Genomic DNA, 22,188 nt, shown 5'->3' on the forward strand with positions numbered 1-22,188 from the left:
AATAACTATCGCTTTGGAGTGGTCGGGTGAGCTATGTTTTACCCAATAAAGGGAGGTTTTATCAAATGATTTGAGGTAACCTTCCTCTCTAGAATGCCAAAATGAAGCAATATTACTATTGATTCCTTGCTCAAAATCCGACTCTTGAGTATAACGAGTATTAATATTAATGCTTGAATCATTCATGGTGATAGAGGGGTTAACTGTATTCTTGTTATCGTAAACAATTCTAGATTATGTGTTGATTATTGGCTTAAGTCGAGCGCCAATATGATCATATTGCTGGCAATGCCAACTCTCGCATGCCTTTGAAACAGATTTACAGATGAACATGAATGAGCAGACACTCTATGACACTTGTATTCAGGCAAAAACTCTTGGCTCGATGATAACGGTACCTCCAGTAAATATCGGCCTAAAGCATAAAGAATTATTCAAAAAATAATGCAGCAATTGATGAAATCAACTTATGTGGCTCGCCAACCTATTTTAAACGCCAAACGTCAAACCTTGGGCTATGAACTGTTGTTTCGTGATGGAGAACGTAACGCATACCCATCACACATTGACTCCAATCGAGCAACTTATCGGCTGATTGTGGAAAACTTTTTAGCAGTAGGTACCAATCCATCTTTGGCAACATCGAGATGCTTTATCAATTTTCCTCATGACAGCTTAGTTAGGTTGTTGCCTTTGTCTTTACCCAAAGAGCAAATTGTGGTGGAAGTGCTTGAAACCTGTACTCCCAATGATGAACTATTGAAGGCGATTAAGCAGATTTATGCTCGTGGTTATCTTATTGCTCTTGATGACTTTGTTTATAAAGATGAGTGGGAGCGATTTCTTCCTTACATCCATATCGTAAAGATCGATATTATGGCAACTGGGTTAGAGGCTTCATGTGACATAGTGAAGGAACGTCTCTCTATGGGAGGTAAACGCAAGTTTCTCGCTGAACGCGTCGAGACCGAAGCGGAGTTTATTGCGACACGCTCTGCTGGTTTTACCTTTTTTCAAGGGTACTTTTTTAGTGAACCAAAGATTGTTCGTCAGCGGTATATGAGTCCAGAGCACTCTATAGCAATGGAGTTATTTCGTGAGGTTTGTAAAGCGGATGTTGATTTTGAAAAAGTAGAAAAAATCGTATCCCGTGATGTTGCACTCTCGTACAAGCTGCTCCGTTTTGTTAATACCATGTCGAATCGCATAGAAGTGCCCATTTCCTCTTTTCGGCAAGCTCTTGTTTATCTGGGACAAGACAAGCTTAAAATTTTTGTATCCTTGGCTGTTGCTTCTTTTATTTCAGCATCAAAACCACAGGAAGTTTACTCCCTATGTCTACAACGGGCTCAGTTCTTTTCACTCATGGCCAACGATCACCCCTTTAACCAGTTTAATGAGCAGGGTTTTTTGGTTGGGCTTTTCTCTATGCTTGATTCTCTTCTTGATATGTCTATGCAGGAGCTTGTAGAACAATTGCCTTTGTCTCGTGATATCAAGCTCGCGCTTTTGGAAAGAAAAGGTCCATTTGGGGATTTACTTACGCTGGAAGAGTGTTACGAAAGTGCTGACTGGAATGGTGTTGAGGCGGCATGTCAACACTTAAACATTCCTATTGATACTGTGATGCCAAGGATAACGGAAGCACAACGCTGGAGTAATGGCTTTAATAATCTCTCCTAACTCTATTTGGCTGTTAAAGATTGTCGACGAGCAGAAATGTACCCGCTAGCTAGCTGCGAAGGCGTCTCACCGCTGAGTTTAATCTCAGGCGGTTTAGTTGTGTACTCATAGCAATTTCCAATTTGCGTAGTTTGGTTGGATAATTATCTCTTATCTGGTTCAAAGTGAACCAGAAACTTGCCCTCATAAGTCAGTCGTCCAGAGCCGCCAAGGTTCATCACGGAGAAGTTGTGAGCACTAGCCAGAAATTCATACTTTAATCCCAGCATCCTGCTTCGTACACAAATCCAATACTGGTCGTCTGCATTCAGCTGAGTAACCACTTTTTTGTCAATAATGGTGGCACTAACTGTCTTTTTCTGGAGGGGCATGTTTACCCAGTGTTTGCGAGCAAACATAGCGTAATTCCAACCACTAGCGAGAGCAATGAGTGCAATTGATGATAATAAAGTCAGTGACATAAGACGTTTTCAAAAGCGTTTTGTTTTAGCTTATTAGAAATTTTCTTTCTTAGTGGCGGTACAAGTCTTGCTTCAAAAAAAAACAGCAATAAAAAAAAGTTTGTACGAGCTGTGTCACAAAGTTCGATGATGTTTGTTAGTCTCTGTTTTTTTTATGCAAATTTATTTGGAACAGGGTTAAAAATCGTGCTGTTGATAGAATAGCTTCGGATTACCCCCTAAACTTATTTACTGTGGAGGGATAGTATGTCTGATATAGAAAAAGTAGTAGTACGTACTCGTAAAATTGAGGCTCTCCTCCGTACTCAGTATCACGCTGATGGAAAAGGACTGCATCAACTTATTACCAGCTGTGAAGAACGTCTTCCTCATGATGTTATTGCAAAACTGCGTTACATCGCTACGATTCGGAATAAAGTGGTTCATGAAGATGACTTTGAGTTAAAGAGTAGGCGTGAATTTTTGGCAACCTGTGATGAGTGTGAAAAAGAGCTGACGCCGCGAAGTTCCCGCTTTATTTGGCGTGCTGCAATTACCTTGATGACCATAATCACACTTGGGGCGGTGGTTTTTTATTATGCTCACTGGGAGACTTTGTCACAGCATCTTTAGTTTAACCCTAGAAAGCTGAACTTTTTCGACTCATTAAATGTTCTCATTAAACGACGGTTATGTAAGCTGATTGGTCATATTCTATGCAAAAAAAAGAAGGGGTGGCTTTAAGCACCCCTTTCTTTTTTGTTTTTTATCTAACCCATCATGGGCAGTGTCATTAGGCCAAAGACAATGGCAAGCATTACAAGCCCTTGTTTTTGTGAGGAAGAAATCATATCACTGCTCCTTTTTTTGATGTGTTTAAGATTTATCTAAACAATAACAGATTTTTTGGCATTAGATCAAGCTAATAATTGTAAAGTGTATAAAATATGCTGTTTTTTAAAATTATGACTGCTATTTATGTGGTTTTTCTTGTTTTTTGTTGGTTTTTTGGGTCAATAATTGGCCTTTTTTTGTTTTTGTTTTTCTATGTTAATGATTATTATGGTTTTTATTTTTTTTATTATTGTCATTGTTAGTGTTGATTTCTTTAAGCGGCAAAGAATTGCTCTTAGTCGTTATTTTTACAACTTTATGTCTTACTTTGGTTGGTGGGAGTGTGCTTTGATAAGTATTTTTCAAGTTTACAATAAAAAAAAGAGAGGTTTTTAGTTTTTGATTTTTTTATCGCTATGATTTTTAATTGTTTTTTTTTGATATCTTGTTTTTTTGGTTTTTAATTCTGATATTTTTTTGAGTGGTTTGTTAGTCGTTTTTACAGTGCACTGACTTTACCGATTGAGAGGTTATTTTTTTGTCTCAGAAGTCCTATCGAGATCGAAGTTTTGCTCTCTAAAAGTAGACATATATATTAGTGTGCCTAAACTGGCCTCTCATTTTTAAAGAGGTGTTAGAATGTGGAGCTGGCTTTCTGTTGCCCTTTCTGGATATATCAGCCTCTCTGCGGCTGAAAACCGTCGTGAGCGGCAATCTGCAGTGTTTAAAATACTGTCGCTATTTATGCTGCTTATGATCGTTTGGAGCCATCAATACGTGCCAAGCGTTTCTTTGGCTTGGGTTTCAATTGGTTTAGTCATCTCAGCTATCTCAGATTGGTTTTATGCCAACAAAGCATATTATAAAGTATGTTTTATTGGGTTTATGGCTGCGCAGTTTGCCTATAGCTTATTATTTTGGTCTCAGTTATCCAGTGGTATTGTTTGGTGGTTGCCTGCGATGCTACTTGCTTTAGGTGTTGTGTGCTTTTTTTTACTACTGCCTAAAATTGACCGATTTATTTTTCCTGTTGTTATGATGGGCGTGTCTTTGCTTTTGCTTAATTGGGCTGCAGGTGAAGTTTGGTTGAGTCAAAGTAGCCTGAAAAATTTGACGGGCTTTGCCGGTACATTAATGCTGACTTTATCGGCGATGTTGCTCGCTATTCGTGACTATAAGTTGCCATTTTGTAAATCTCGTTATTTTGCCTCGGGCAGTTATCTTATTGCTCATTCTCTCATTAGTGCTTCTTTGGTTATTTAAGCGGTGTATATGACTGCCGGGCTGTCATTTTCGATTTTAGGTTAAAAGGAAGAGGCTATGGATATATTGTCCGCTGCGACTTTGCTGTTTTTAATTATGGATCCGTTGGGGAATTTACCCATCGTTCTTTCAATATTAAAGCACTTGGATCCAAAACGGCGGCGAGCGGTTTTAGTTCGAGAGCTGTTTTTCGCCCTCGGTATTCTGATGCTGTTCCTTTTCGCTGGAAAAAGTATTTTGAATTTTTTGCATGTACAGCCCGAAACGCTGAGCATTTCCGGTGGTATTATTCTATTTATTATTGCGATTAAAATGATTTTCCCAAGCGGTGGAAGTATTACAGGACTAGCTGCTGGGGAGGAGCCATTTATCGTTCCGATGGCTGTCCCTATGATTGCAGGTCCATCGGTGATTGCCTCTCTATTGCTGCTATCAAGTCAGCACCCTGACAAGTTACTGGAGCTATCGGCTTCTGTCCTTTTGGCATGGGGAGTCACTTTTTTTATCCTTATGTTCTATAGCTTTTTCCATCGTTTATTGGGTGAGCGCGGTCTCAAGGCGGTCGAGCGCCTAATGGGGTTGTTACTGATCATGATTTCCACACAGATGTTGCTGGACGGAATTAAAAGTTATCTCATATAAAAAGCCGCTCGAAAGAGCGGCATTCAGTGGGTTATGTCATATGCTTACGGCGAATATCAAGCAGAGCAAAGATACCAAAAACGAGTATTGACCACTTTTCCCATCGGCTCATCGTGATTTTATCACCAAAAGCTCCAATGAAAATGGCGGCCTGTAAGCCATGCATTGTGAAAAGGAATGCCGTCATAATATAAAGCGCAATCGATGCTTTCCCTGGAAATGGCATAGCAATATTTAACAGTAGAATAAACCAAACAAATGCAATGGCCGCTTTGGCCAAAAAAAGTAATATTTTCATTTTTTTCCTTTAACTTGCATGACGTTCAAACAATCTATAAGTCACTTGACCTGCAGTTTTCTCTCTGAATAGATGCCAATTTTTCGGTATTCCATCTAGTTCAAGTTCTTTTTCTGTTTCGACATAGACTATCGCGTTTTCAGCTAACCATCCATTATGTTCAAGTAGGTCGAGTGCACGTTGTAATATATTTTGGCGAAAGGGAGGATCAATAAATACGATATCATAAGGCTGTCCTACTTTTTCCAAAAAAAGAAGCGCATCGACATTGAAAACTTCTAAGTTATTTGTCCTGAGAGATTCCATGTTGGTAGTAAGCTGTCTATAAACATGGCTGTTCATTTCCACTAGAGTGACTTTATCAGCTTGGCGGGAGGCTGCTTCGAAGCCCAGACTTCCAGAGCCTGCGAAAAGGTCTAGACACTTTGCCTTTACCACGTCCTGAGCTAGCCAATTAAAAAGTGTTTCTTTCACTCTATCTGTTGTTGGTCTAAGGCCCTCTGCATTGTGAACAGGGAGTTTTCGACCACGCCAAAGGCCACTGATTATACGAATAAAGCCTTGTGAGGAGGCTTTTTGACCATTGGTTTGTTTGCGACGTCTTACCATAGATTTTTTGACCGCTAATAAAGTGATATTATGTTTTCCCCTCATTCGGTAAGAAAACACCGTTTTAGGAGTAAATTTTGTTGATAACGAAGTGTATACTATCGCTCGCACGGTGAAAACTTTTCACTCAGATGCCACTATTGCTGTTCGCATAATACAAAATAGCGGCATTAAAGAGTGCGGATGGATAAAGACAATCTAGGATATCCCCAGATGACGGAAAAAAAGAAGCGCGGTTTACTCTCTTGGCTTGGTTTTGGAGATGAGGAAAAAAATACTCCAGATGTGGCCGAGGAGAAGTTTACTGAAGTTGAAAATGCTGCTCCTGAGTTAGAAGAAGTTGATTTTTCTGAGCAAAAAGAAAATGCTACAGAAACAGAAACAGAAACAGAAACAGAAACAGAAACAGAAACAGAAACAGAAACAGAAACAGAAACAGAAACAGAAACAGAAACAGAAAAAATAGTCGAGCAAGAGAAGCCAACAGAGAGCTTTTTTGCGCGCTTGAAGCGAAGCTTGGCAAAGACAAAGACCAACATCGGAGCTGGCTTTTTTGGCTTGTTCAAAGGTAAGCAAATCGATGATGATTTATTTGAAGAGTTAGAAGAACAATTATTGATAGCCGATGTTGGCATGGATACAACCATGAAAATTATCGGTAGCCTCACTGAAAAAGCATCTCGTCGTGATTTAAAAGATGGCGAAGCGCTTTATGGTCTTCTTAAAGATGAAATGACAGAAATGCTATCGACAGTGGAACAACCGCTTGTCGTGAATAACGAAGCTAAACCTTTTGTTATTTTGATGGTGGGTGTAAATGGTGTAGGGAAAACGACCACCATTGGTAAGCTTGCCAAGCAATTCCAAGCGGAAGGTAAAAAAGTGATGTTAGCCGCTGGAGATACATTTCGCGCAGCTGCAGTGGAACAGCTTCAGGTGTGGGGAGAAAGAAATCAGGTTCCCGTCATTGCGCAACATACTGGAGCGGATAGTGCTTCCGTCATTTATGATGCGATTGAATCTGCAAAAGCAAAAGGAGTTGATGTGGTCATCGCTGACACGGCAGGCCGTTTGCAGAATAAAGCTAACTTAATGGAAGAGCTGAAAAAAATTGTTCGGGTTATGCAGAAAGTCGATTCAACGGCACCTCATGAGATAATGTTGACGCTTGATGCTGGAACTGGACAAAATGCCATTAGCCAGGCGAAATTGTTCAGCGAAGTAGCGCCACTAACGGGAATTGCTCTCACTAAGCTTGATGGAACGGCAAAAGGTGGCGTTATTTTCTCTCTAGCAGACCAATTTCAAATCCCAATTCGTTATATTGGAGTCGGTGAGGGTATTGATGATTTGCGTCCTTTCGAAAGTCAAGAGTTTATTGAAGCTTTATTCAGTCGGGATGATTAAACGAGTTAAAGGTTACATTGCAATATAAAGGGGATGCGAGTGATAAAATTTCAACAAGTGAGTAAGGCGTACCGGGGCGGGCGACAAGCTCTACAAAAAGTTGACTTTCATTTACGTCGTGGAGAAATGGCTTTTCTTGGCGGGCACTCTGGCGCAGGAAAAAGTACATTGCTAAAATTAATTTGTGCTATCGAGCGTCCGACTGACGGCAAAATCAGCTTTAATGAGCACGATATTACTCGGATCCCTAACAAAGATATTCCATTTTTACGTCGTAATATTGGTATTGTATTTCAAGATCATCGCCTTCTTATGGACAGGTCTGTTTTTGATAATGTGGCCCTACCCATGCGAATCGAGTCCATCTCAGAAAATGATATCAAACGCCGGGTTTCAGCGGCATTAGATAAAACGGGTTTGCTGGATAAAGCAAAATGTCTACCGAGCCAACTGTCAGGGGGAGAACAGCAGCGAGTTGGTATCGCAAGAGCGGTTGTTAATCGGCCTACCTTACTTTTAGCTGATGAACCTACAGGGAACCTTGATCCAGATTTATCAGGCCGAGTTTTAAGATTATTTGAAGAGTTTAATCGAGCTGGTGTGACGATCTTGTTAGCAACACATGATACTGGTTTAGTGAACACACGGCCACAATATCGCCACTTAGAGCTCAATCAAGGCTTTTTGAGTGAGGTTGAAGATTATGCCTACTAATACTCGCCGTCAGAGTAGTGCGCGCAACTTGAGTAAAGTGAAAAGAAGCAGTTTCTTTGCCGTGCATGTATCTCAAGCTAGGTTATCTCTTAGAGAATTTTGGCAAAGGCCACTTGGTAATGTTCTTACTCTCGCTGTTATTGCGATGGCTTTAGCTATGCCTGCTAGTCTTTATCTGCTTGGTAAAAACCTCTCTGCGGCCTCGACGAAGGTGACAAGCCCTTCACAGGTGAGTGCATTTTTAAAAGAGCGCACACCAGAAGCACGGGTTATGATTTTAAAAGATCAGATAGAAGGAATGCCAGAGGTCGAAAAGGTGGCCTATATTTCTCCTCAACAAGGTTTGGAAGATTTGAGTCAGTACTCTGGTTTTGACCAAGCCTTAACCTTGTTAGATGACTATGCTTTGCCGGGCGTGCTAGTTATGACGCCAAAGAATAACGATAGAGAGGCTCTCGATCGGTTACTCGCTAAAGTTAAGAGCGAACAAGATATTTCTGATATTCGATTGGATGAAGATTGGTTAACTCGGCTAGATGCGATAAAAAACTTGGTTAATGGCATCGTGGTGACCTTAGCCCTACTTATGCTTGGCTCCGTTTTTCTCATTGTTGGTAATACATTAAGATTTAACGTGTTGGCCAATAAAGAAGAGATTCAAACAATGAAACTTATAGGAGCTACCGATAGTTTTATTTTACGGCCCTACCTTTATTCGGGAGTTTGGTTTGGCTTTCTTGGAGCCAGCATTGCTTGGGTATTGACGGCTATTATCACTGTACTCTTAAATAGTAGCGTTGAGCAATTGGCGCAGTTATACGATAGCCCGTTTCGCTTAGTTGGTTTAAGCTGGGATGAGTCGTTACTGCTGATAATGGTTGGAACCTTCCTCGGCTGCTTGGCGGCTAAAATCTCTGCCCAGCGTCACATGAAAGATATCGAACCAATTTAATTTATTGTGGTCTTTAGTTACGTATTATAAAGCACATATTATTATTTATTTAACTTGTATAGACGAATTGTTTATGCATAATTACTTTCCCTGCTTGAATCCTGTTCATTTTGGGTTCAAGATTGGTAGGTTAAATTACATTCCAGATCAGAAACTGGTGAGGACTTGAATGACTACCCAAGCATACCCAATGACAGCTGTTACACAGGATAGCCTAGATAGTTACGTTCGTTCGGTAAACAGTTATCCAATGCTGACAGCAGAAGAGGAACGTGAATTAGCAGAACGGTTGCACTATGATGGTGAGATCGATGCTGCAAAAGGCTTGATTCTCTCTCATTTGCGCTTTGTAGTTCATGTGGCTCGTGGTTATTCTGGTTATGGCCTTCCAATGGCTGATTTAGTCCAAGAGGGTAACATTGGACTTATGAAGGCCGTCAAACGTTTTAACCCTGAGGTTGGTGTACGTTTGGTGTCTTTTGCTGTCCATTGGATCAAAGCAGAGATACACGAATACGTGCTCCGCAATTGGCGTATCGTTAAAATCGCGACCACGAAGGCACAACGTAAGTTGTTCTTCAACCTAAGGAAGTCTAAAAAGCGCTTAGGCTGGTTCAATCAAGGCGAGGTCGAGACAGTTGCCCGTGAACTCGGTGTAGAGCCTTCTGAAGTTCGTGAAATGGAATCTCGTTTGGCCGCTCAAGACGCGACATTTGAGGTACCTTCGGATGATGATGATGCCCACACATCCTACGTGGCTCCGATGGTATATTTGGAAGACAAAGCTTCCGATATTGCTGATAATATCGAAGCAGCAAATTGGGAAGCGCACACTAATAACCGTTTGAGTTTGGCACTGAAAAGCTTGGATGAAAGAAGTCAGCATATCGTTCGATCCCGCTGGCTCGATGATAATAAATCAACGCTGCAAGAACTAGCAGAGACCTACCAAGTCTCGGCGGAGCGTATTCGCCAACTCGAAAAAAACGCCATGAAAAAGTTAAAAGACGCAGTTGGTGAGTTTTAGTCGTAACGCTTAATATTTACTAAAAGAGCCGAGCTCCTGAGAAGGAACTCGGCTTTTTTGATCAAGAAGCACTCTTGTAAAATTCTTTTGATCCAATCTTGTTTTCATTGCCTGTGGGTAACTCTGTGGTAAATTTCTTCACTTTTTGTCAGAAAGTCGCTGAACTAAAGGGCAGTAAGCCCAGTCTCTGATGGGGATACTTTCTAAATTACACACAAAAAAACAAGGATCAATACTATATATTGTGGATCGATTGAACAAAAAACACTTTATCAACGCAATCCACAGTTTTTTCCACAGATGATTAATTTATACACACAATTGTCTTCCATAATACTTTCAGCTACAGCTCTGGCTTGGGATAGTGTTACACTAGCATTCGAAAAATGAGTTAACGAAGAGAAGTTTTATGGAGAATTTTAGCCATATTGATGTGTTGGGTGCGTATGAATTGATGGGGCAAGAAAAAGCTCATATGGTGGACATTCGCGATCCTCAGTCTTTTGCGGTTGCACACGCCGAAAATGCATTTCATTTGACTAATGATACTATGTTGGCATTTATGGAACTTGCTGAATTTGAACAGCCTATTTTAGTAATGTGTTATCATGGGATTAGTAGTCAAGGAGCAGCTCAATATCTTATCAATCAAGGTTTTGAAAGAGTTTATAGTGTAGACGGTGGTTTTGAGGCTTGGCAAAGAGCAGAACTTCCAATGCATTCGAATATGGAGTAAACCATGTATCGGATAACATCCGTGAATAACGCTAGAATGGCTCAAGCTTTTATTGATTATATGGACTCTCGAGGTATCCATATTGAAATGTCTCCGGAGGGTGATGGTCAAGTTAGCCTCTGGCTTAAAGAAATTGAGCATCAAAGTGAAGTAGAAGCCGAATGGAAATTTTTTCTCTCAAACCCCAATGCGAAGCGATATCAAGCGGCATCATGGGATTTGGCGGAATCACGTCAAAGACAATTTCATTACAGCTCACCGAACATAATCAATATGATCACAGCTAAGGCAGGTCCTGTAACTTTAACGATCATGTCATTATGTGTGGTTGTCTTCTTATTGCAACAAATCAACTTAAATCATTTTGCCTTTAATTTACTACATTTTCCTTCTGTCGATGGTGAACAATGGCAAATTTGGCGCTGGTTTAGCCATGCTCTGCTGCATTTTTCATTCCTTCATATTACTTTTAACTTATTGTGGTGGTGGCAGTTAGGTAGCGATATAGAGCAAAAATTAGGTGGGCGCAGACTGCTTATCCTTTTCGTTGTATCAGCTTCATTATCTGGTTATGGGCAATACTGGGTTGAGGGAGCAAACTTTGGTGGCTTGTCTGGTGTAGTTTATGCTTTAGTAGGCTATTTATGGATGCTAGGGGCTAGGGCGCCGCAACTTAATCTTGGTATCCCTAAACCAATTTTAGCTTTTATGCTTATTTGGCTGGTGTTGGGTTTTGTGCAGCCTTTTTTGGCGATTGCTAATACGGCTCATCTGGTTGGCTTGGTATCGGGCGTTCTATTGGGTGTTGTTGATGCGCATCGCTATCAAAAGTAGATGTGGCTCGAGAAGTGCCACATCTATAAGCTTCTGATATTATTGGTAAATATATTTGGTAAATAGAAGGTCAGCAATAATAGTTCGCCCTGTCTCTGGGAGTAAAATATCATTGAGTTGTTGGATAAGTGTTTTACGTAAATCTTCCCTGCCTGCTAAAGAAGTGATCATATCTTGGGATTGCTTTCCCAAGAGTTCTATCACGGTATCGCGTATTAAGGGTTGATGGAGTTCGATGATCTCTAAGTCGGCTTGGTTAGATACCATGATATCGATACGAACTTGAATGTAGCCAAGTCTCTTTCCTTTCGTATAAAAATTAGTCGTTAAGTCTGGCTCTAGAGTAAAATACGCAGCCTGTGGTGTTCCACCCTCTTGCTTGGCATACGCATTTGAGCTGAGCATCAGAGCACAAGCGAAAGATAGGATAATTAGATATGGTTTCATCATAGTAACAACTTTTCTTTATTTTATTTAAGATATTAGAATTGCTGTGGTCTTGATACAATACGACGAGCATTTTTTATGACCAATGTCTTAAACATAACAGTACTTTTTTAACAGGCTTTAACGCCCTACCTTGTGAAATGATAAGGTTATTAATTGAATATTAGTATGAATCAATCTGACTCGCAGTATTTATTGGCTTTGAATAGCGTCCATTGGCAAAAACCAGAAGAGTTTAGTTTCCCTACCGTAAACACCAAGCACTGGCTGCTGGAAAAAGGCTCGTTATCACATTTGTTGGCTTGTTGTTGTGATGAATTTAACGTGGAACTGATTTCTAATGACTTTATTCAAGAGGGTGACCTTAACGATGATGAAATCAATTTGCTGGGTGAGGAGGTATGCCTATTAAGGAAGGTTATATTGACAGGAGATGGCCAGCCTTGGATATTTGGACGCACGTTGATTCCTCAGTCTTCCCTTCAAAACCAGCAATACGATTTAACCAAGCAAGGAAGTACGCCTTTGGGCGTAACTGTGTTTAGTTTGGATGATACCCATCGTGATGCGTTAGAAATCGGTGTGGCGACACTTGATGGTCAATACCTGTTTGCGAGGCGCTCTCGATTGTGGATGAATCACAAGCCTATGCTTGTGGCTGAACTATTTTTACCTGAATCTCCTATCTACAATAAGGAATAAAACAGCATGGTGATGGAAAAGGTATGGGCTTACTTACAGCTCATGCGCATGGATAAACCTATTGGTACCTTGTTACTCTTATGGCCGACAATGTGGTCCTTGATTATCGCTGCTGAGGGGATGCCTGATTATCATGTATTGGTTGTGTTTACGCTTGGTGTGGTTTTTATGCGTGCGGCAGGGTGTGTGATCAATGATTATGCAGACCGCAAGGTCGATGGTTATGTGAAACGTACCAAGCATAGGCCGATGCCAACAGGTAGAGTCTCACCTAAAGAAGCGATTATTTTGTTTTGTCTATTAGCCTTTGCTTCTTTTTTGTTAGTCCTCTCTATGAATACATTGACAATCCAATTGTCATTTGTGGGTGTTCTACTGGCCTTTATTTATCCGTTTATGAAACGCTTTACCCACTTACCTCAACTATTCCTCGGCTTTGCATATAGCTGGTCAATCCCGATGGCTTGGGCGGCTCAAACAAATGAATTGACCGTGATGGCCGGATATATTTTTCTGATTAATTTACTTTGGACCATCGCTTACGACACGCAATATGCGATGGTTGATCGAGATGACGATCTGAAGATTGGGATAAAGTCGACAGCGATTCTATTTGGTCGTTATGATAAGTTTGTTATTGGCATACTGCAGCTGTTCACTCTCATCATGTTGATTGTGCTAGGAAAGTTATATTCATTAGGTCTGACCTATTATGCCTTTTTGGCGGCCGCACTTAGTCTATTTGTTTTTCAACAATTTATAATGCGTAACCGTGACCGCCACCAGTGCTTTCGTGCTTTTTTAAACAACAACTACGTTGGTATGTTAATCACTTTAGGTCTCCTTATTTCTTTTCAGTAGAGAAAGGGGGGCATGTTGCCCCCCTCTCAACGTCAGATGGAGCTTTCAGTGGCTTGACAGATACTTTCTTGTATTGTTAAGCGAACCTCGGGATAAAGTAGACTGTAGAGTAGTTCAGCAAGTTGTAGACTTTTATCTTTATTGTATTTCCCTTCGGTATCAACGTAAGCCTGTTGTTTTAGTGTGGTAAAGAGTGCAGAAAATGCACCTTTATCAAAAAACTCAGGTGCATTAATGCCATGCAACCGACCTAGTCTTTGCGCTATATCTTGGCTTTTTGCCTCAAGCTCCGATTTATCAATCGCTGAGTCAGAGACCAAGAGGTTTAGTGAAATTGCGTATCGTTGCAGAGTTTCACTGATTGTGCGCCCCAGCATAACTAGCACTTGATTGTTGGCCTGATTGATTGATACGTTATGTTTATTGTCGACTTTCACTAGCCCTTGCCGGGCAATTTCTTCGATATATTCTTCGACAAGTGTTGGCAGAAGCTCTTCCTTTATACTGAGAAATAATTCTTGTTTAAGGAAGGGGTAAATCATGGTGACGTTACGTTGAATTTCTGTCAGTGACAACTTTTGGTGTCGTATCAAGATTTGGGCGACCAGAGAAGGTACAGCGAGAAGGTGGATAATATTGTTCCTGTAATACGTCATTAATATCGACTGGTTTCTATCGAGCGAAACAATCTCACCCATGCTATCGGTCTCGATAACGAACTTGTCTAAGGTTTCTGCATGCTTCACTAAGTCTTTGGCACTTTCACTAGGAACCGTATAGGTTTCAGAATAAGGGACATTCTTAAGCAGTGATAAATAACAATCGATTTGCTTGACTAAACTATCGCGAGAAAGTGCTCTTTGGCGAGAGGCAAGCAAAGCAGTTGCGCAGAGCGTGAGTGCATTGGCTGCGGCAGCGTCGTTGATGTGTGTCATCATTTTGGTGGCTAACTGGTTAACGACAGGGTTTAGCCACTGTGGTTTGCTAGCACCCATAGGGTCGATATCTTTAGTCCACTCTGAGCAGTGCTCGTTGAGGTACTGATTCAAAGGTATAGGTTCACCAAAATTAACGTAACCTTGACCAAAGTTCTTCAGTTTACGAAGAGTACGCAATACCAAGCTGGCATTTTCTTTCTCTTTGCGTTTTCCTCTTAACTCCTTGGCGTAGGTCGCCACTTCCATAACATGCTCATAGCCGATATAAACTGGGACCAAGGTGACGGGCCTATTCAAGCCTCGTAACATAGCTTGAATTGTCATCGCGAGCATACCTGTTTTGGCTTGAAGTAATCGGCCAGTACGAGAGCGTCCACCTTCACTAAAATATTCAACGGAATAACCTTTGGCGAAAAGCTCTGCAAGGTATTCACGAAAAATCGTCGAATATAGTTTATTGCCTTTAAAGCTGCGTCTAATAAAAAAAGCACCGCCTCTACGAAATAATGGGCCTGCAGGAAAAAAGTTTAAATTAATGCCAGCTGCTATGTGTGGAGGTACCATTCCTTCCTGATATAAAACGTAGGAAAGCAACAGGTAATCCATATGGCTGCGGTGACATGGAACGTACACGATTTCATGTCCGTCTTGAGCAAGCTTTCTCACTGTTGCAGCATTGTTGACGTTCAGACCCTGATAGATCCTGTTCCAAAGCCAACCCAGCAAGCCATCGACATTTTTTACCAGAGAGTAGGAGAAATCAGCCGCAATCTCATCCATTATCGAGTGGGCTTCTTTGCGCATTTTTTCGATAGGGATATTCTTTGACTTTGCCTCATCTTCAATGACTTTTTCGATAGCTTTTGATTCTATAAGGCGATTAAAGAGAGCTTGTCTACTGGGCAGATTTGGTCCAGATGCAGCCAGTTTTTGACGAGAGAAATGAATACGAGCAACACGTGCGAGCTTGTGTGCGATAGCCGTGTCTGTACCATGTGAATCGGCCATATAACGCAGCGAAACGACAGGACTAATACGCACCAAGCAGTCACGGCCTGATGTAAATACGGCTTTAGTTTTTTGTAAGCCATTCATGGCTTGGAGGTATGGTGTGTGCTTTGCTTCTTTACCAGGCTTTCTTCCCCATAGGACACTGGTTGGTATTATCTGAATATCGAGCCGAGAGTGCGTTTTGTGTAATGCTAATAAATCAGAAAAAAGGTTAATCGACTCACTGGGTATATCTTGGTCACGGTTCATTAATGTATGGCGCGAAGAAATAAATACATATCGATTGAATGAGTTACCATTGATACTAATGGGTTCTAGAGGATCGGGAAGCCCCAATTGTAGAGCTTGCTTTTGCAATACAAATAGATCAACATTCGAACGATAAGGCAGTGCGTATATAATAGGCTTTTGGATATCAATGTTGTGATCTTCAATTGGGTTGGAAGGAACAGTGGTGCCTTTCACCAACATTGACATAGGAAATTTCAGTATGGTTCGTGATAATATTTGTCCAGAAGACATCAAATTCTAAGCCTCAAGAAAGAAATATTGTGCTCAGACTTTTCGTTTCTTGTGGCATGAAAGAAAGCGTTTCTATCTGAGCGTCTAAATTTTGCCGTTGAAGGGCAGAGGATAACAGAATCTGGTCTAACCTTTCACGAATAATTGGTTATCCCAAGGGCAATATTCACAGAGTTAATTGTTTTTAAGTATATAGAGGTTATTTGTTGGACATAAAAAATACACACGGCATCAAACGTGTTTGCAATGCTACTCGCTATTCGTACCAGGGCTTAAGAGCAGCTTTTCGATGTGAACCTGCCTTTAGAGAAGAAATTTTTCTTGCAGCCATCATGCTGCCACTTGCATTTTTTATTGGGGAAAGTCAGCTCGATCGAATTCTGCTGATTGCTACTGTTGTGTTGGTGTTGATAGCTGAGCTATTTAACAGTGCTATCGAGGCCGTTGTCGATCGCATAGGTTTGGAAAAGCATGAATTGTCTGGTAGAGCCAAAGATCTAGGCTCGGCGGCAGTGATGTTAACCATGTTTCTTACATTATATGTTTGGATAGATGTCCTATTTCTCTAGTGATTCTACATAATGTGCGAAAAAACATGTGATTACCTTTTCATTTTCTTTTTAACTGGATATACTTACAGTCAACTGTATAAAAAGACAGGTGGATTATGAAGCCGCTAACACCGCGCCAACAGCAAGTTTTTGATTTGATAAAATGTAAAGTTGATGAAACAGGTATGCCGCCAACACGTGCTGAAATCGCTCGAGAGTTAGGCTTTCGCTCGGCTAATGCTGCCGAGGAACACCTTAAAGCGTTAGCACGTAAACAGGCAATTGAAATCATTCCTGGAGCTTCCCGTGGTATTCGTATCTTACTTGATACCGCATCCAACGATGACAGTGGTTTGCCATTGATTGGGCAAGTTGCAGCAGGAGAGCCGATCCTGGCTCAAGAACATGTTGAAACGCATTATCAAGTTGATCCAAGTATGTTTAAACCTCAAGCCGATTTCTTATTACGTGTGAATGGTGAAAGTATGAAAGATATCGGTATTATGGATGGCGACTTACTGGCTGTGCATAAAACTCAAGATGTTCATGATGGTCAAGTCGTCGTAGCGCGTGTCGATGATGATGTAACGGTTAAGCGTCTCGAACGTCAAGGATCTGTCGTTTTGTTACACGCAGAAAACCAAGATTTTGAACCGATTAAAGTTGATCTAGCTAGTCAGCATCTCACCATCGAAGGCCTCGCCGTTGGCGTGATCCGAAATGCAGATTGGATGTAGAGCTTCCTACTTACGAGACATTCTCATCGGTTGCTTTTGTAATTGATATTCATTATCATCTAGATTGAGTTTACCAACAAGGGATGATAATGGCTATCGATAAGACACCCCAAAAAAATGGCTACCAAATTCCTGCAGATTTACTGCAGCCGTTGTGGTTGCGTAGTCGGGAGAGTCTCGTTGATAATGGATTAGTTTATGATCCTGTTGCTGCCCGTGCTTGCCAATCCTGTCAATTAGCACCAGAGTGTCTTTCTGGTGACGTCAATCAAAAACAACTCTTACACGCCACATTGACTTGGCTCTGTGACCAGCAAGTCTCTGAGTTTATCAAACATAATCCTGATGGCTGGATAGTTAATGTGGGGGCAGGTTTAGATACTCGCTTTTATCGAGTGGATAATGGTCGCTGTAATTGGTTTGAATTGGATGTCACAGAGAATTTATTGTGGCGCCAAAAGCTGTTCCACAACAGTGAGCGTTACCACCATATGTGTGGTAGCGTGGACGATCTCTCTTGGTTAGAAAAACTACCCATTCCTGAAAAAGCACCCGTTATGATTGTGTGTGAATACGCGCTATTAGATTGTTGTGAGCAACAAATTGCTAAATTTGTACAAGCTTTGGGACGTTTCTTTGACTCAGCTAGAGCATGCGTTGTGCTTGCTGGTGATTTGAGTCACTCAGGCCTTGGTCAAAAAATGGGATCTAGCCATTATGCTCATGGTTACAGAGATACTGGCGAAGCATTATTGGGTTATTTGCCATGGGCTCGTTGGGTGAAAACATTTTCCCCCCTTGAACGTAATTGCACTCGCTGGAAGCTCTGGCAGCGTTGGCTAACAAAAATTCAATTTTTGCAACGACGCTTGACTCCAGTGTTGGTACAGATTCGCTGGTAATTAATGTTTCAGAATAAGAGGTATTGAGTTCTTATTGGCTAAAACCTAATGGTTTGGTTACAAGTCAGCCTCATCAAACAAGTCTTTTTATCCGCTACTACACCACAAAAATTGCTCATCAGAGTTGTTACGTCATTTCGAGATCATGCCGATTCACTAGTAATCTGCTCATAACACATGGCGTAGGCACAGTGCTTTTCGCTTTCAAGTGAGTCTTGTGGCACAAATCATTATTACCATATTGTAAAAATGATTTTCACAATGGTTGGATTATCTTTTTCTACATATTGCATAAAATAACTAAACAAACGAAATGGCTTCGTAAATGCACGATGCCTTACCACTGATGTATAAAGGAAAGAGCAATGGCACTTGAATTGAAACCAGAACAAACTCACATTAAATCCAGAGCTATGGTGGCGTGGAAAGCCGGTGAGCCACTGAAAATGGAAGAAGTAGACGTACAACTCCCTAAAGCTGGGGAAGTTCTCGTTCGTATCGTTGCAACAGGCGTATGTCACACAGACGCATTTACTCTTTCGGGTGATGATCCAGAGGGTATTTTCCCTTCTATTCTTGGTCATGAAGGCGGCGGCATCGTTGAAATGATCGGTGAGGGTGTGACAAGTGTTGAAGTTGGCGACCATGTTATTCCTTTATATACTGCAGAGTGTGGCGAGTGTAAGTTCTGCCAATCAGGTAAAACTAACTTATGCCAAGCAGTTCGTGAGACTCAAGGTAAAGGCCTCATGCCTGATGGAACCAGTCGCTTCTCTATTAATGGTGAGCCTATTTTCCACTACATGGGCTGCTCAACATTCTCTGAGTACACTGTACTGCCTGAAATTTCATTAGCGAAGGTTAATAAAGAAGCTCCACTTGAAGAAGTGTGTCTGCTTGGTTGTGGCGTAACGACGGGTATGGGTGCTGTGTTAAACACTGCAAAAGTTCAACCCGGAGATACGGTAGCGGTCTTTGGTCTCGGTGGTATCGGGTTGTCAGCTATTATTGGTGCTCGTATGGCAGGGGCATCAAGAATTATCGGTGTAGATATTAACGAGAGTAAATTTGAACTTGCCAAGCAGCTTGGCGCGACAGACACCATTAATCCACAAAAATTCGATAAGCCTATTCAAGACGTGATCGTCGATATGACTGATGGCGGCGTTGATTATTCTTTCGAGTGTATCGGCAATGTCAACGTGATGCGTCAAGCATTAGAGTGCTGCCATAAAGGATGGGGTGAGTCAGTCATTATCGGAGTGGCAGGTGCTGGACAAGAAATCTCAACTCGTCCATTTCAGCTAGTGACTGGCCGTGTGTGGCGTGGTTCTGCTTTTGGTGGAGTCAAAGGACGCTCAGAATTGCCAGAAATTGTCGATCGTTATATGGCGGGAGAGTTTGGGCTGCAAGAGTTTATCACTCACACCATGGGCTTAGAAGATGTCAATGAAGCGTTTGAGCTAATGCACAAAGGCGAGTCTATCCGTACTGTCCTTCATATGGATAAGTAAATCCACAAACTATAGCGGTAACGACTTTTTTTGTTACCGCTGCCTAATTCGAATGAGATCGTTATGAGTATCGAAAATATCAGTCAAGCGAAAGTGTTTGGTGGTTGGCATAAGCAATATACGCATACCTCGACAACACTAAAATGTGACATGCGATTTGCCATTTTTCTTCCGCCTAATGCGTCTAAATCAAAACCTGTTCCAGTACTGTATTGGTTGTCTGGCCTCACTTGTACTGATGAAAACTTCATGCAAAAGGCAGGGGCTTTTCGCCGTGCTGCAGAACTTGGCTTGGCTATTGTTGCTCCAGATACAAGTCCTCGCGGTGAGAATGTTGCTGACGACGAAAGCTACGATTTGGGGCAAGGTGCAGGCTTTTATCTCAACGCAACCCAAAAACCTTGGTCTAATCATTATCAAATGTACGATTATATCACCCAAGAGCTACCCACAATTATCGAAGATAACTTTCCTGTCTCCGAGATCAAATCTATTTCAGGTCATAGCATGGGAGGTCATGGTGCACTGACCATTGGTTTGAAAAATCCACAGCAATACCGCTCGATATCGGCGTTTAGCCCTATAAGTAATCCAATGCAATGTCCATGGGGACAAAAAGCGTTTAGTGCTTATCTTGGCGGTGATTTCGAAACTTGGCGTCAATACGATACGTGCGAGCTGTTGAAAAAGTCATCAGAAACCCTGCCCATGTTGGTTGACCAAGGAGATGCAGATAGTTTCCTTGTTGAACAGCTTAAACCCGAAGCTTTGGCTGCTGTTGCCAAGGAAAAAGGGGCTCCTTTGGAGTTAAGAATGCAACCTGGTTATGACCACAGCTATTACTTTATATCTAGCTTTATAGAGCAACATCTCGACTTTCATGCTTCATTTTTATTGGACTAAAAAAGCGCAGGGTAATCCTGCGCTTTTTTTATTTTCAAAATAAGCGATTTAGGCCATTTAATGCTGCTACGCGGTAGGCTTCAGCCATAGTCGGATAATTGAAAGTGGTGTTGACAAAGTACTCTATAGTATTTGCTGGCCCTTTCTGTTCCATAATTGCTTGCCCGATATGAATGATTTCAGCTGCACGCTCGCCAAAGACATGAATTCCAAGTATTTCTTTCGTTTCTCTATGAAAGAGGATCTTCAAGCTTCCTACGTCTTTGCCTGCAATCTGAGCTCTTGCTAAGTGTTTGAAGGATGAACGCCCAACTTCGTACGGAATCTTCGCCGCAGTAAGCTCCTGCTCGGTTTTACCCACAGAACTGATTTCTGGAATCGTGTAGATACCAGTTGGAATATCTTCAATCAGATGATTGTCAGCTTGTCCTTTGACAATAGCTTGGGCAACAAATCGACCTTGATCGTAGGCTGCACTTGCTAGACTTGGATAACCAATCACATCGCCCACAGCATATACATGCTCGATCTCAGTTTGGTAGTTGCTATCAACCTTTAACTGTCCTCTAGAATCAGCCTTTAGCCCAACAATGTCTAGATCCAACTTATCGGTATTACCAGTACGACCGTTGGCATACAAAAGGCAATCAGCACGCATTTTTTTGCCAGATTCAAGATGAACGATGACTCCACTGTCTGTTCCTTCAATTTTCTCAAAGGTTTCATCGTTGCGGATCACGACACCGCTATTCCAAAAGTGGTAAGACAGTGCGTCAGAGACTTCATTATCTAAAAATGAGAGCAGTCGATCACGAGTATTGATTAAATCTGTTTTTACTCCTAACCCTCGGAAGATCGACGCATATTCACAGCCAATAACGCCCGCACCATAAATGATGATATGACGTGGATCATGTTCAAGGTTCAAAATAGAATCACTGTCGTAAATACGATCGTGAGTGAAGTCAACATTATCTGGTTGGTAAGGCCTGGAGCCTGTGGCAATAACAAATCGGTCAGCAGTGTAGGTTTCCTCTGTACCGTCTGTTTGCATTATAGCAACGGTGTGCTTATCGGTGAAACGGGCAGTACCAAAGATCAGCGAGCACTGATTGCGATCGTAAAAGCTTTGGCGCAGCCGAGTTTGCTTATCAATTACCGACTTTGCATGGCCTAGAATATTGGAGAAAGTAGAGTGTAGACTAGTATTGTTATGGCAAAAGAGGGGGTTGTTATTGAATTCGATAATGCGGCTGACGGCATGTCGTAAAGATTTAGAAGGGATAGTGCCCCAGTGAGTGCAACCTCCACCGACGCTGCTTTCCTTTTCGACAATGGCTACGTTTAACCCTGCTTTGGTTAATCCCATCGCTGCCCCCTCACCGCCGGGACCACTACCAATAACGATTACATCAAAGTGGTTGCTTTCCGCCATAGCGTTTTCCTTGTTAGAGTTTTTTAACATTGCTTTATTGAGATTTTAACCGATTAAGTCCTCACGCACACGGAAAAGCGTATTAGACAGTTGCAGGGATCACGTAGAATGTAACAAAATAAATGGATTAGCCTATTCATACCATTGATTACGAAAACAAAGATTACGATGTTGATTCAAGTCTACTAAATGAGGCGAGGATAACTAAGCGATAAGATTTTTGGTT

At 41.5% G+C, this 22,188-nt stretch carries 23 protein-coding genes and 1 pseudogene; 17 read left to right on the forward strand and 7 right to left on the reverse strand.

The window, feature by feature from the left end; all coding sequences use genetic code 11:
- A pseudogene (locus RH40_RS21000) lies at nt 1–186 on the reverse strand (alpha/beta fold hydrolase); the annotation flags it as partial.
- Between the two features lie 270 nt (nt 187–456).
- On the opposite strand from RH40_RS21000, the gene RH40_RS15585 reads away from it, so the two are divergent.
- A complete protein-coding gene (locus RH40_RS15585) occupies nt 457–1,683 on the forward strand; it encodes an EAL and HDOD domain-containing protein (protein ID WP_009602587.1) in 1,227 nt (408 codons plus the stop codon).
- Between the two features lie 143 nt (nt 1,684–1,826).
- On the opposite strand, the gene RH40_RS15590 is transcribed toward RH40_RS15585, so the two are convergent.
- On the reverse strand, nt 1,827–2,144 hold the full coding sequence (locus RH40_RS15590) for a DUF2500 family protein (protein WP_081455024.1): 318 nt from the start codon (nt 2,142–2,144) through the stop codon (nt 1,827–1,829).
- 246 nt (nt 2,145–2,390) lie between these two features.
- Here RH40_RS15590 and RH40_RS15595 point away from each other — a divergent pair, with 246 nt between their 5' ends.
- The 3 genes from RH40_RS15595 (at nt 2,391) to RH40_RS15605 (ending at nt 4,862) form a co-directional block, all read left to right on the forward strand.
- Nucleotides 2,391–2,756: a hypothetical protein gene (locus RH40_RS15595; RefSeq protein WP_009602589.1), complete on the forward strand. Its 366-nt coding sequence runs from the start codon at nt 2,391–2,393 to the stop codon at nt 2,754–2,756.
- 840 nt (nt 2,757–3,596) lie between these two features.
- Nucleotides 3,597–4,220: a lysoplasmalogenase gene (locus RH40_RS15600; protein ID WP_009602591.1), complete on the forward strand. Its 624-nt coding sequence runs from the start codon at nt 3,597–3,599 to the stop codon at nt 4,218–4,220.
- Between the two features lie 57 nt (nt 4,221–4,277).
- Nucleotides 4,278–4,862, forward strand: coding sequence for a YhgN family NAAT transporter (locus RH40_RS15605; RefSeq protein ID WP_009602592.1), 585 nt, complete (start codon nt 4,278–4,280; stop codon nt 4,860–4,862).
- A 31-nt stretch (nt 4,863–4,893) separates the two neighbouring features.
- Here RH40_RS15605 and RH40_RS15610 read toward each other — a convergent pair whose 3' ends face one another.
- Both RH40_RS15610 and rsmD read right to left on the reverse strand, forming a co-directional pair.
- Entirely contained in the window at nt 4,894–5,160 is a 267-nt protein-coding gene (locus RH40_RS15610) for a DUF1145 domain-containing protein (RefSeq protein ID WP_009602593.1), read from the reverse strand.
- 9 nt (nt 5,161–5,169) lie between these two features.
- Nucleotides 5,170–5,769 (reverse strand): 16S rRNA (guanine(966)-N(2))-methyltransferase RsmD, encoded by a 600-nt coding sequence (rsmD, locus tag RH40_RS15615; RefSeq protein WP_009602594.1) that lies wholly within the window; start codon nt 5,767–5,769, stop codon nt 5,170–5,172.
- A 213-nt stretch (nt 5,770–5,982) separates the two neighbouring features.
- Here rsmD and ftsY point away from each other — a divergent pair, with 213 nt between their 5' ends.
- From ftsY to glpG, 6 genes are all read left to right on the forward strand, one after another.
- On the forward strand, nt 5,983–7,176 hold the full coding sequence (ftsY, locus tag RH40_RS15620; RefSeq protein ID WP_009602595.1) for a signal recognition particle-docking protein FtsY: 1,194 nt from the start codon (nt 5,983–5,985) through the stop codon (nt 7,174–7,176).
- A 39-nt stretch (nt 7,177–7,215) separates the two neighbouring features.
- On the forward strand, nt 7,216–7,890 hold the full coding sequence (gene ftsE, locus RH40_RS15625) for a cell division ATP-binding protein FtsE (RefSeq protein ID WP_009602596.1): 675 nt from the start codon (nt 7,216–7,218) through the stop codon (nt 7,888–7,890).
- Nucleotides 7,880–8,842, forward strand: coding sequence for a permease-like cell division protein FtsX (ftsX, locus tag RH40_RS15630; RefSeq protein ID WP_009602597.1), 963 nt, complete (start codon nt 7,880–7,882; stop codon nt 8,840–8,842). Before ftsE ends, ftsX begins: the two co-directional genes overlap by 11 nt.
- A 169-nt stretch (nt 8,843–9,011) precedes the next feature.
- The gene (gene rpoH, locus RH40_RS15635; protein ID WP_009602598.1) at nt 9,012–9,869 is read left to right on the forward strand and encodes an RNA polymerase sigma factor RpoH; all 858 of its coding nucleotides are present in this window, start codon (nt 9,012–9,014) and stop codon (nt 9,867–9,869) included.
- Nucleotides 9,870–10,278: 409 nt separating this feature from the next.
- Nucleotides 10,279–10,605, forward strand: a complete 327-nt coding sequence (gene glpE, locus RH40_RS15640) for a thiosulfate sulfurtransferase GlpE (RefSeq protein WP_009602599.1) — start codon at nt 10,279–10,281, stop codon at nt 10,603–10,605.
- A 3-nt stretch (nt 10,606–10,608) separates the two neighbouring features.
- Entirely contained in the window at nt 10,609–11,439 is an 831-nt protein-coding gene (gene glpG, locus RH40_RS15645; protein ID WP_039954839.1) for a rhomboid family intramembrane serine protease GlpG, read from the forward strand.
- A gap of 39 nt (nt 11,440–11,478) precedes the next feature.
- Here the strand turns inward: glpG and RH40_RS15650 are convergent, their stop codons facing one another.
- The gene (locus RH40_RS15650) at nt 11,479–11,889 is read right to left on the reverse strand and encodes a flagellar basal body-associated protein FliL (RefSeq protein ID WP_009602601.1); all 411 of its coding nucleotides are present in this window, start codon (nt 11,887–11,889) and stop codon (nt 11,479–11,481) included.
- Between the two features lie 165 nt (nt 11,890–12,054).
- On the opposite strand from RH40_RS15650, the gene RH40_RS15655 reads away from it, so the two are divergent.
- Together RH40_RS15655 and ubiA are read left to right on the forward strand one after the other, a co-directional pair.
- Entirely contained in the window at nt 12,055–12,588 is a 534-nt protein-coding gene (locus RH40_RS15655) for a chorismate lyase (protein ID WP_009602602.1), read from the forward strand.
- 6 nt (nt 12,589–12,594) lie between these two features.
- On the forward strand, nt 12,595–13,449 hold the full coding sequence (gene ubiA / locus RH40_RS15660; RefSeq protein WP_009602603.1) for a 4-hydroxybenzoate octaprenyltransferase: 855 nt from the start codon (nt 12,595–12,597) through the stop codon (nt 13,447–13,449).
- A 32-nt stretch (nt 13,450–13,481) separates the two neighbouring features.
- On the opposite strand, the gene plsB is transcribed toward ubiA, so the two are convergent.
- Nucleotides 13,482–15,920: a glycerol-3-phosphate 1-O-acyltransferase PlsB gene (plsB, locus tag RH40_RS15665; RefSeq protein WP_039954842.1), complete on the reverse strand. Its 2,439-nt coding sequence runs from the start codon at nt 15,918–15,920 to the stop codon at nt 13,482–13,484.
- Between the two features lie 206 nt (nt 15,921–16,126).
- Between plsB and RH40_RS15670 the strand changes: the two genes are divergently transcribed.
- From RH40_RS15670 to fghA, 5 genes are all read left to right on the forward strand, one after another.
- Complete coding sequence (locus RH40_RS15670) at nt 16,127–16,489, forward strand: diacylglycerol kinase (RefSeq protein ID WP_009602606.1); 363 nt, start codon at nt 16,127–16,129, stop codon at nt 16,487–16,489.
- A gap of 98 nt (nt 16,490–16,587) precedes the next feature.
- Nucleotides 16,588–17,208 carry a transcriptional repressor LexA gene (lexA, locus tag RH40_RS15675; RefSeq protein ID WP_009602608.1) on the forward strand — a complete coding sequence of 207 codons (621 nt, stop codon included), beginning with the start codon at nt 16,588–16,590 and terminating at the stop codon, nt 17,206–17,208.
- Between the two features lie 83 nt (nt 17,209–17,291).
- Nucleotides 17,292–18,110: a class I SAM-dependent methyltransferase gene (locus RH40_RS15680; RefSeq protein WP_412104823.1), complete on the forward strand. Its 819-nt coding sequence runs from the start codon at nt 17,292–17,294 to the stop codon at nt 18,108–18,110.
- Nucleotides 18,111–18,475: 365 nt separating this feature from the next.
- Nucleotides 18,476–19,624, forward strand: coding sequence for an S-(hydroxymethyl)glutathione dehydrogenase/class III alcohol dehydrogenase (locus RH40_RS15685; RefSeq protein ID WP_009602612.1), 1,149 nt, complete (start codon nt 18,476–18,478; stop codon nt 19,622–19,624).
- A gap of 63 nt (nt 19,625–19,687) precedes the next feature.
- Nucleotides 19,688–20,527 (forward strand): S-formylglutathione hydrolase, encoded by an 840-nt coding sequence (gene fghA, locus RH40_RS15690; protein ID WP_009602614.1) that lies wholly within the window; start codon nt 19,688–19,690, stop codon nt 20,525–20,527.
- A gap of 34 nt (nt 20,528–20,561) precedes the next feature.
- On the opposite strand, the gene sthA is transcribed toward fghA, so the two are convergent.
- The gene (gene sthA / locus RH40_RS15695) at nt 20,562–21,992 is read right to left on the reverse strand and encodes a Si-specific NAD(P)(+) transhydrogenase (RefSeq protein ID WP_081455025.1); all 1,431 of its coding nucleotides are present in this window, start codon (nt 21,990–21,992) and stop codon (nt 20,562–20,564) included.
- Nucleotides 21,993–22,188 lie beyond the last annotated feature (196 nt).

Source organism: Vibrio caribbeanicus ATCC BAA-2122 (assembly GCF_000165125.1).
Classification (GTDB): Bacteria; Pseudomonadota; Gammaproteobacteria; order Enterobacterales; family Vibrionaceae; genus Vibrio; species Vibrio caribbeanicus.

Bases quoted from the DNA above. Each gene is read 5' to 3' on its own strand.
- RH40_RS15600 (WP_009602591.1), top strand. From the start codon at position 3,597: ATGTGGAGCTGGCTTTCTGTTGCCCTTTCTGGATATATCAGCCTCTCT.
- RH40_RS15605 (WP_009602592.1), top strand. From the start codon at position 4,278: ATGGATATATTGTCCGCTGCGACTTTGCTGTTTTTAATTATGGATCCG.
- RH40_RS15610 (WP_009602593.1), bottom strand. From the start codon at position 5,160: ATGAAAATATTACTTTTTTTGGCCAAAGCGGCCATTGCATTTGTTTGG.
- RH40_RS15590 (WP_081455024.1), bottom strand. From the start codon at position 2,144: ATGTCACTGACTTTATTATCATCAATTGCACTCATTGCTCTCGCTAGT.
- ftsX (WP_009602597.1), top strand. From the start codon at position 7,880: ATGCCTACTAATACTCGCCGTCAGAGTAGTGCGCGCAACTTGAGTAAA.
- ubiA (WP_009602603.1), top strand. From the start codon at position 12,595: ATGGTGATGGAAAAGGTATGGGCTTACTTACAGCTCATGCGCATGGAT.
- RH40_RS15650 (WP_009602601.1), bottom strand. From the start codon at position 11,889: ATGATGAAACCATATCTAATTATCCTATCTTTCGCTTGTGCTCTGATG.
- RH40_RS15585 (WP_009602587.1), top strand. From the start codon at position 457: ATGAAATCAACTTATGTGGCTCGCCAACCTATTTTAAACGCCAAACGT.
- ftsY (WP_009602595.1), top strand. From the start codon at position 5,983: ATGACGGAAAAAAAGAAGCGCGGTTTACTCTCTTGGCTTGGTTTTGGA.
- glpG (WP_039954839.1), top strand. From the start codon at position 10,609: ATGTATCGGATAACATCCGTGAATAACGCTAGAATGGCTCAAGCTTTT.
- lexA (WP_009602608.1), top strand. From the start codon at position 16,588: ATGAAGCCGCTAACACCGCGCCAACAGCAAGTTTTTGATTTGATAAAA.
- glpE (WP_009602599.1), top strand. From the start codon at position 10,279: ATGGAGAATTTTAGCCATATTGATGTGTTGGGTGCGTATGAATTGATG.
- sthA (WP_081455025.1), bottom strand. From the start codon at position 21,992: ATGTTAAAAAACTCTAACAAGGAAAACGCTATGGCGGAAAGCAACCAC.
- rpoH (WP_009602598.1), top strand. From the start codon at position 9,012: ATGACTACCCAAGCATACCCAATGACAGCTGTTACACAGGATAGCCTA.
- RH40_RS15655 (WP_009602602.1), top strand. From the start codon at position 12,055: ATGAATCAATCTGACTCGCAGTATTTATTGGCTTTGAATAGCGTCCAT.
- RH40_RS15685 (WP_009602612.1), top strand. From the start codon at position 18,476: ATGGCACTTGAATTGAAACCAGAACAAACTCACATTAAATCCAGAGCT.
- RH40_RS15595 (WP_009602589.1), top strand. From the start codon at position 2,391: ATGTCTGATATAGAAAAAGTAGTAGTACGTACTCGTAAAATTGAGGCT.
- rsmD (WP_009602594.1), bottom strand. From the start codon at position 5,769: ATGGTAAGACGTCGCAAACAAACCAATGGTCAAAAAGCCTCCTCACAA.
- fghA (WP_009602614.1), top strand. From the start codon at position 19,688: ATGAGTATCGAAAATATCAGTCAAGCGAAAGTGTTTGGTGGTTGGCAT.
- RH40_RS15680 (WP_412104823.1), top strand. From the start codon at position 17,292: ATGATAATGGCTATCGATAAGACACCCCAAAAAAATGGCTACCAAATT.
- plsB (WP_039954842.1), bottom strand. From the start codon at position 15,920: ATGTCTTCTGGACAAATATTATCACGAACCATACTGAAATTTCCTATG.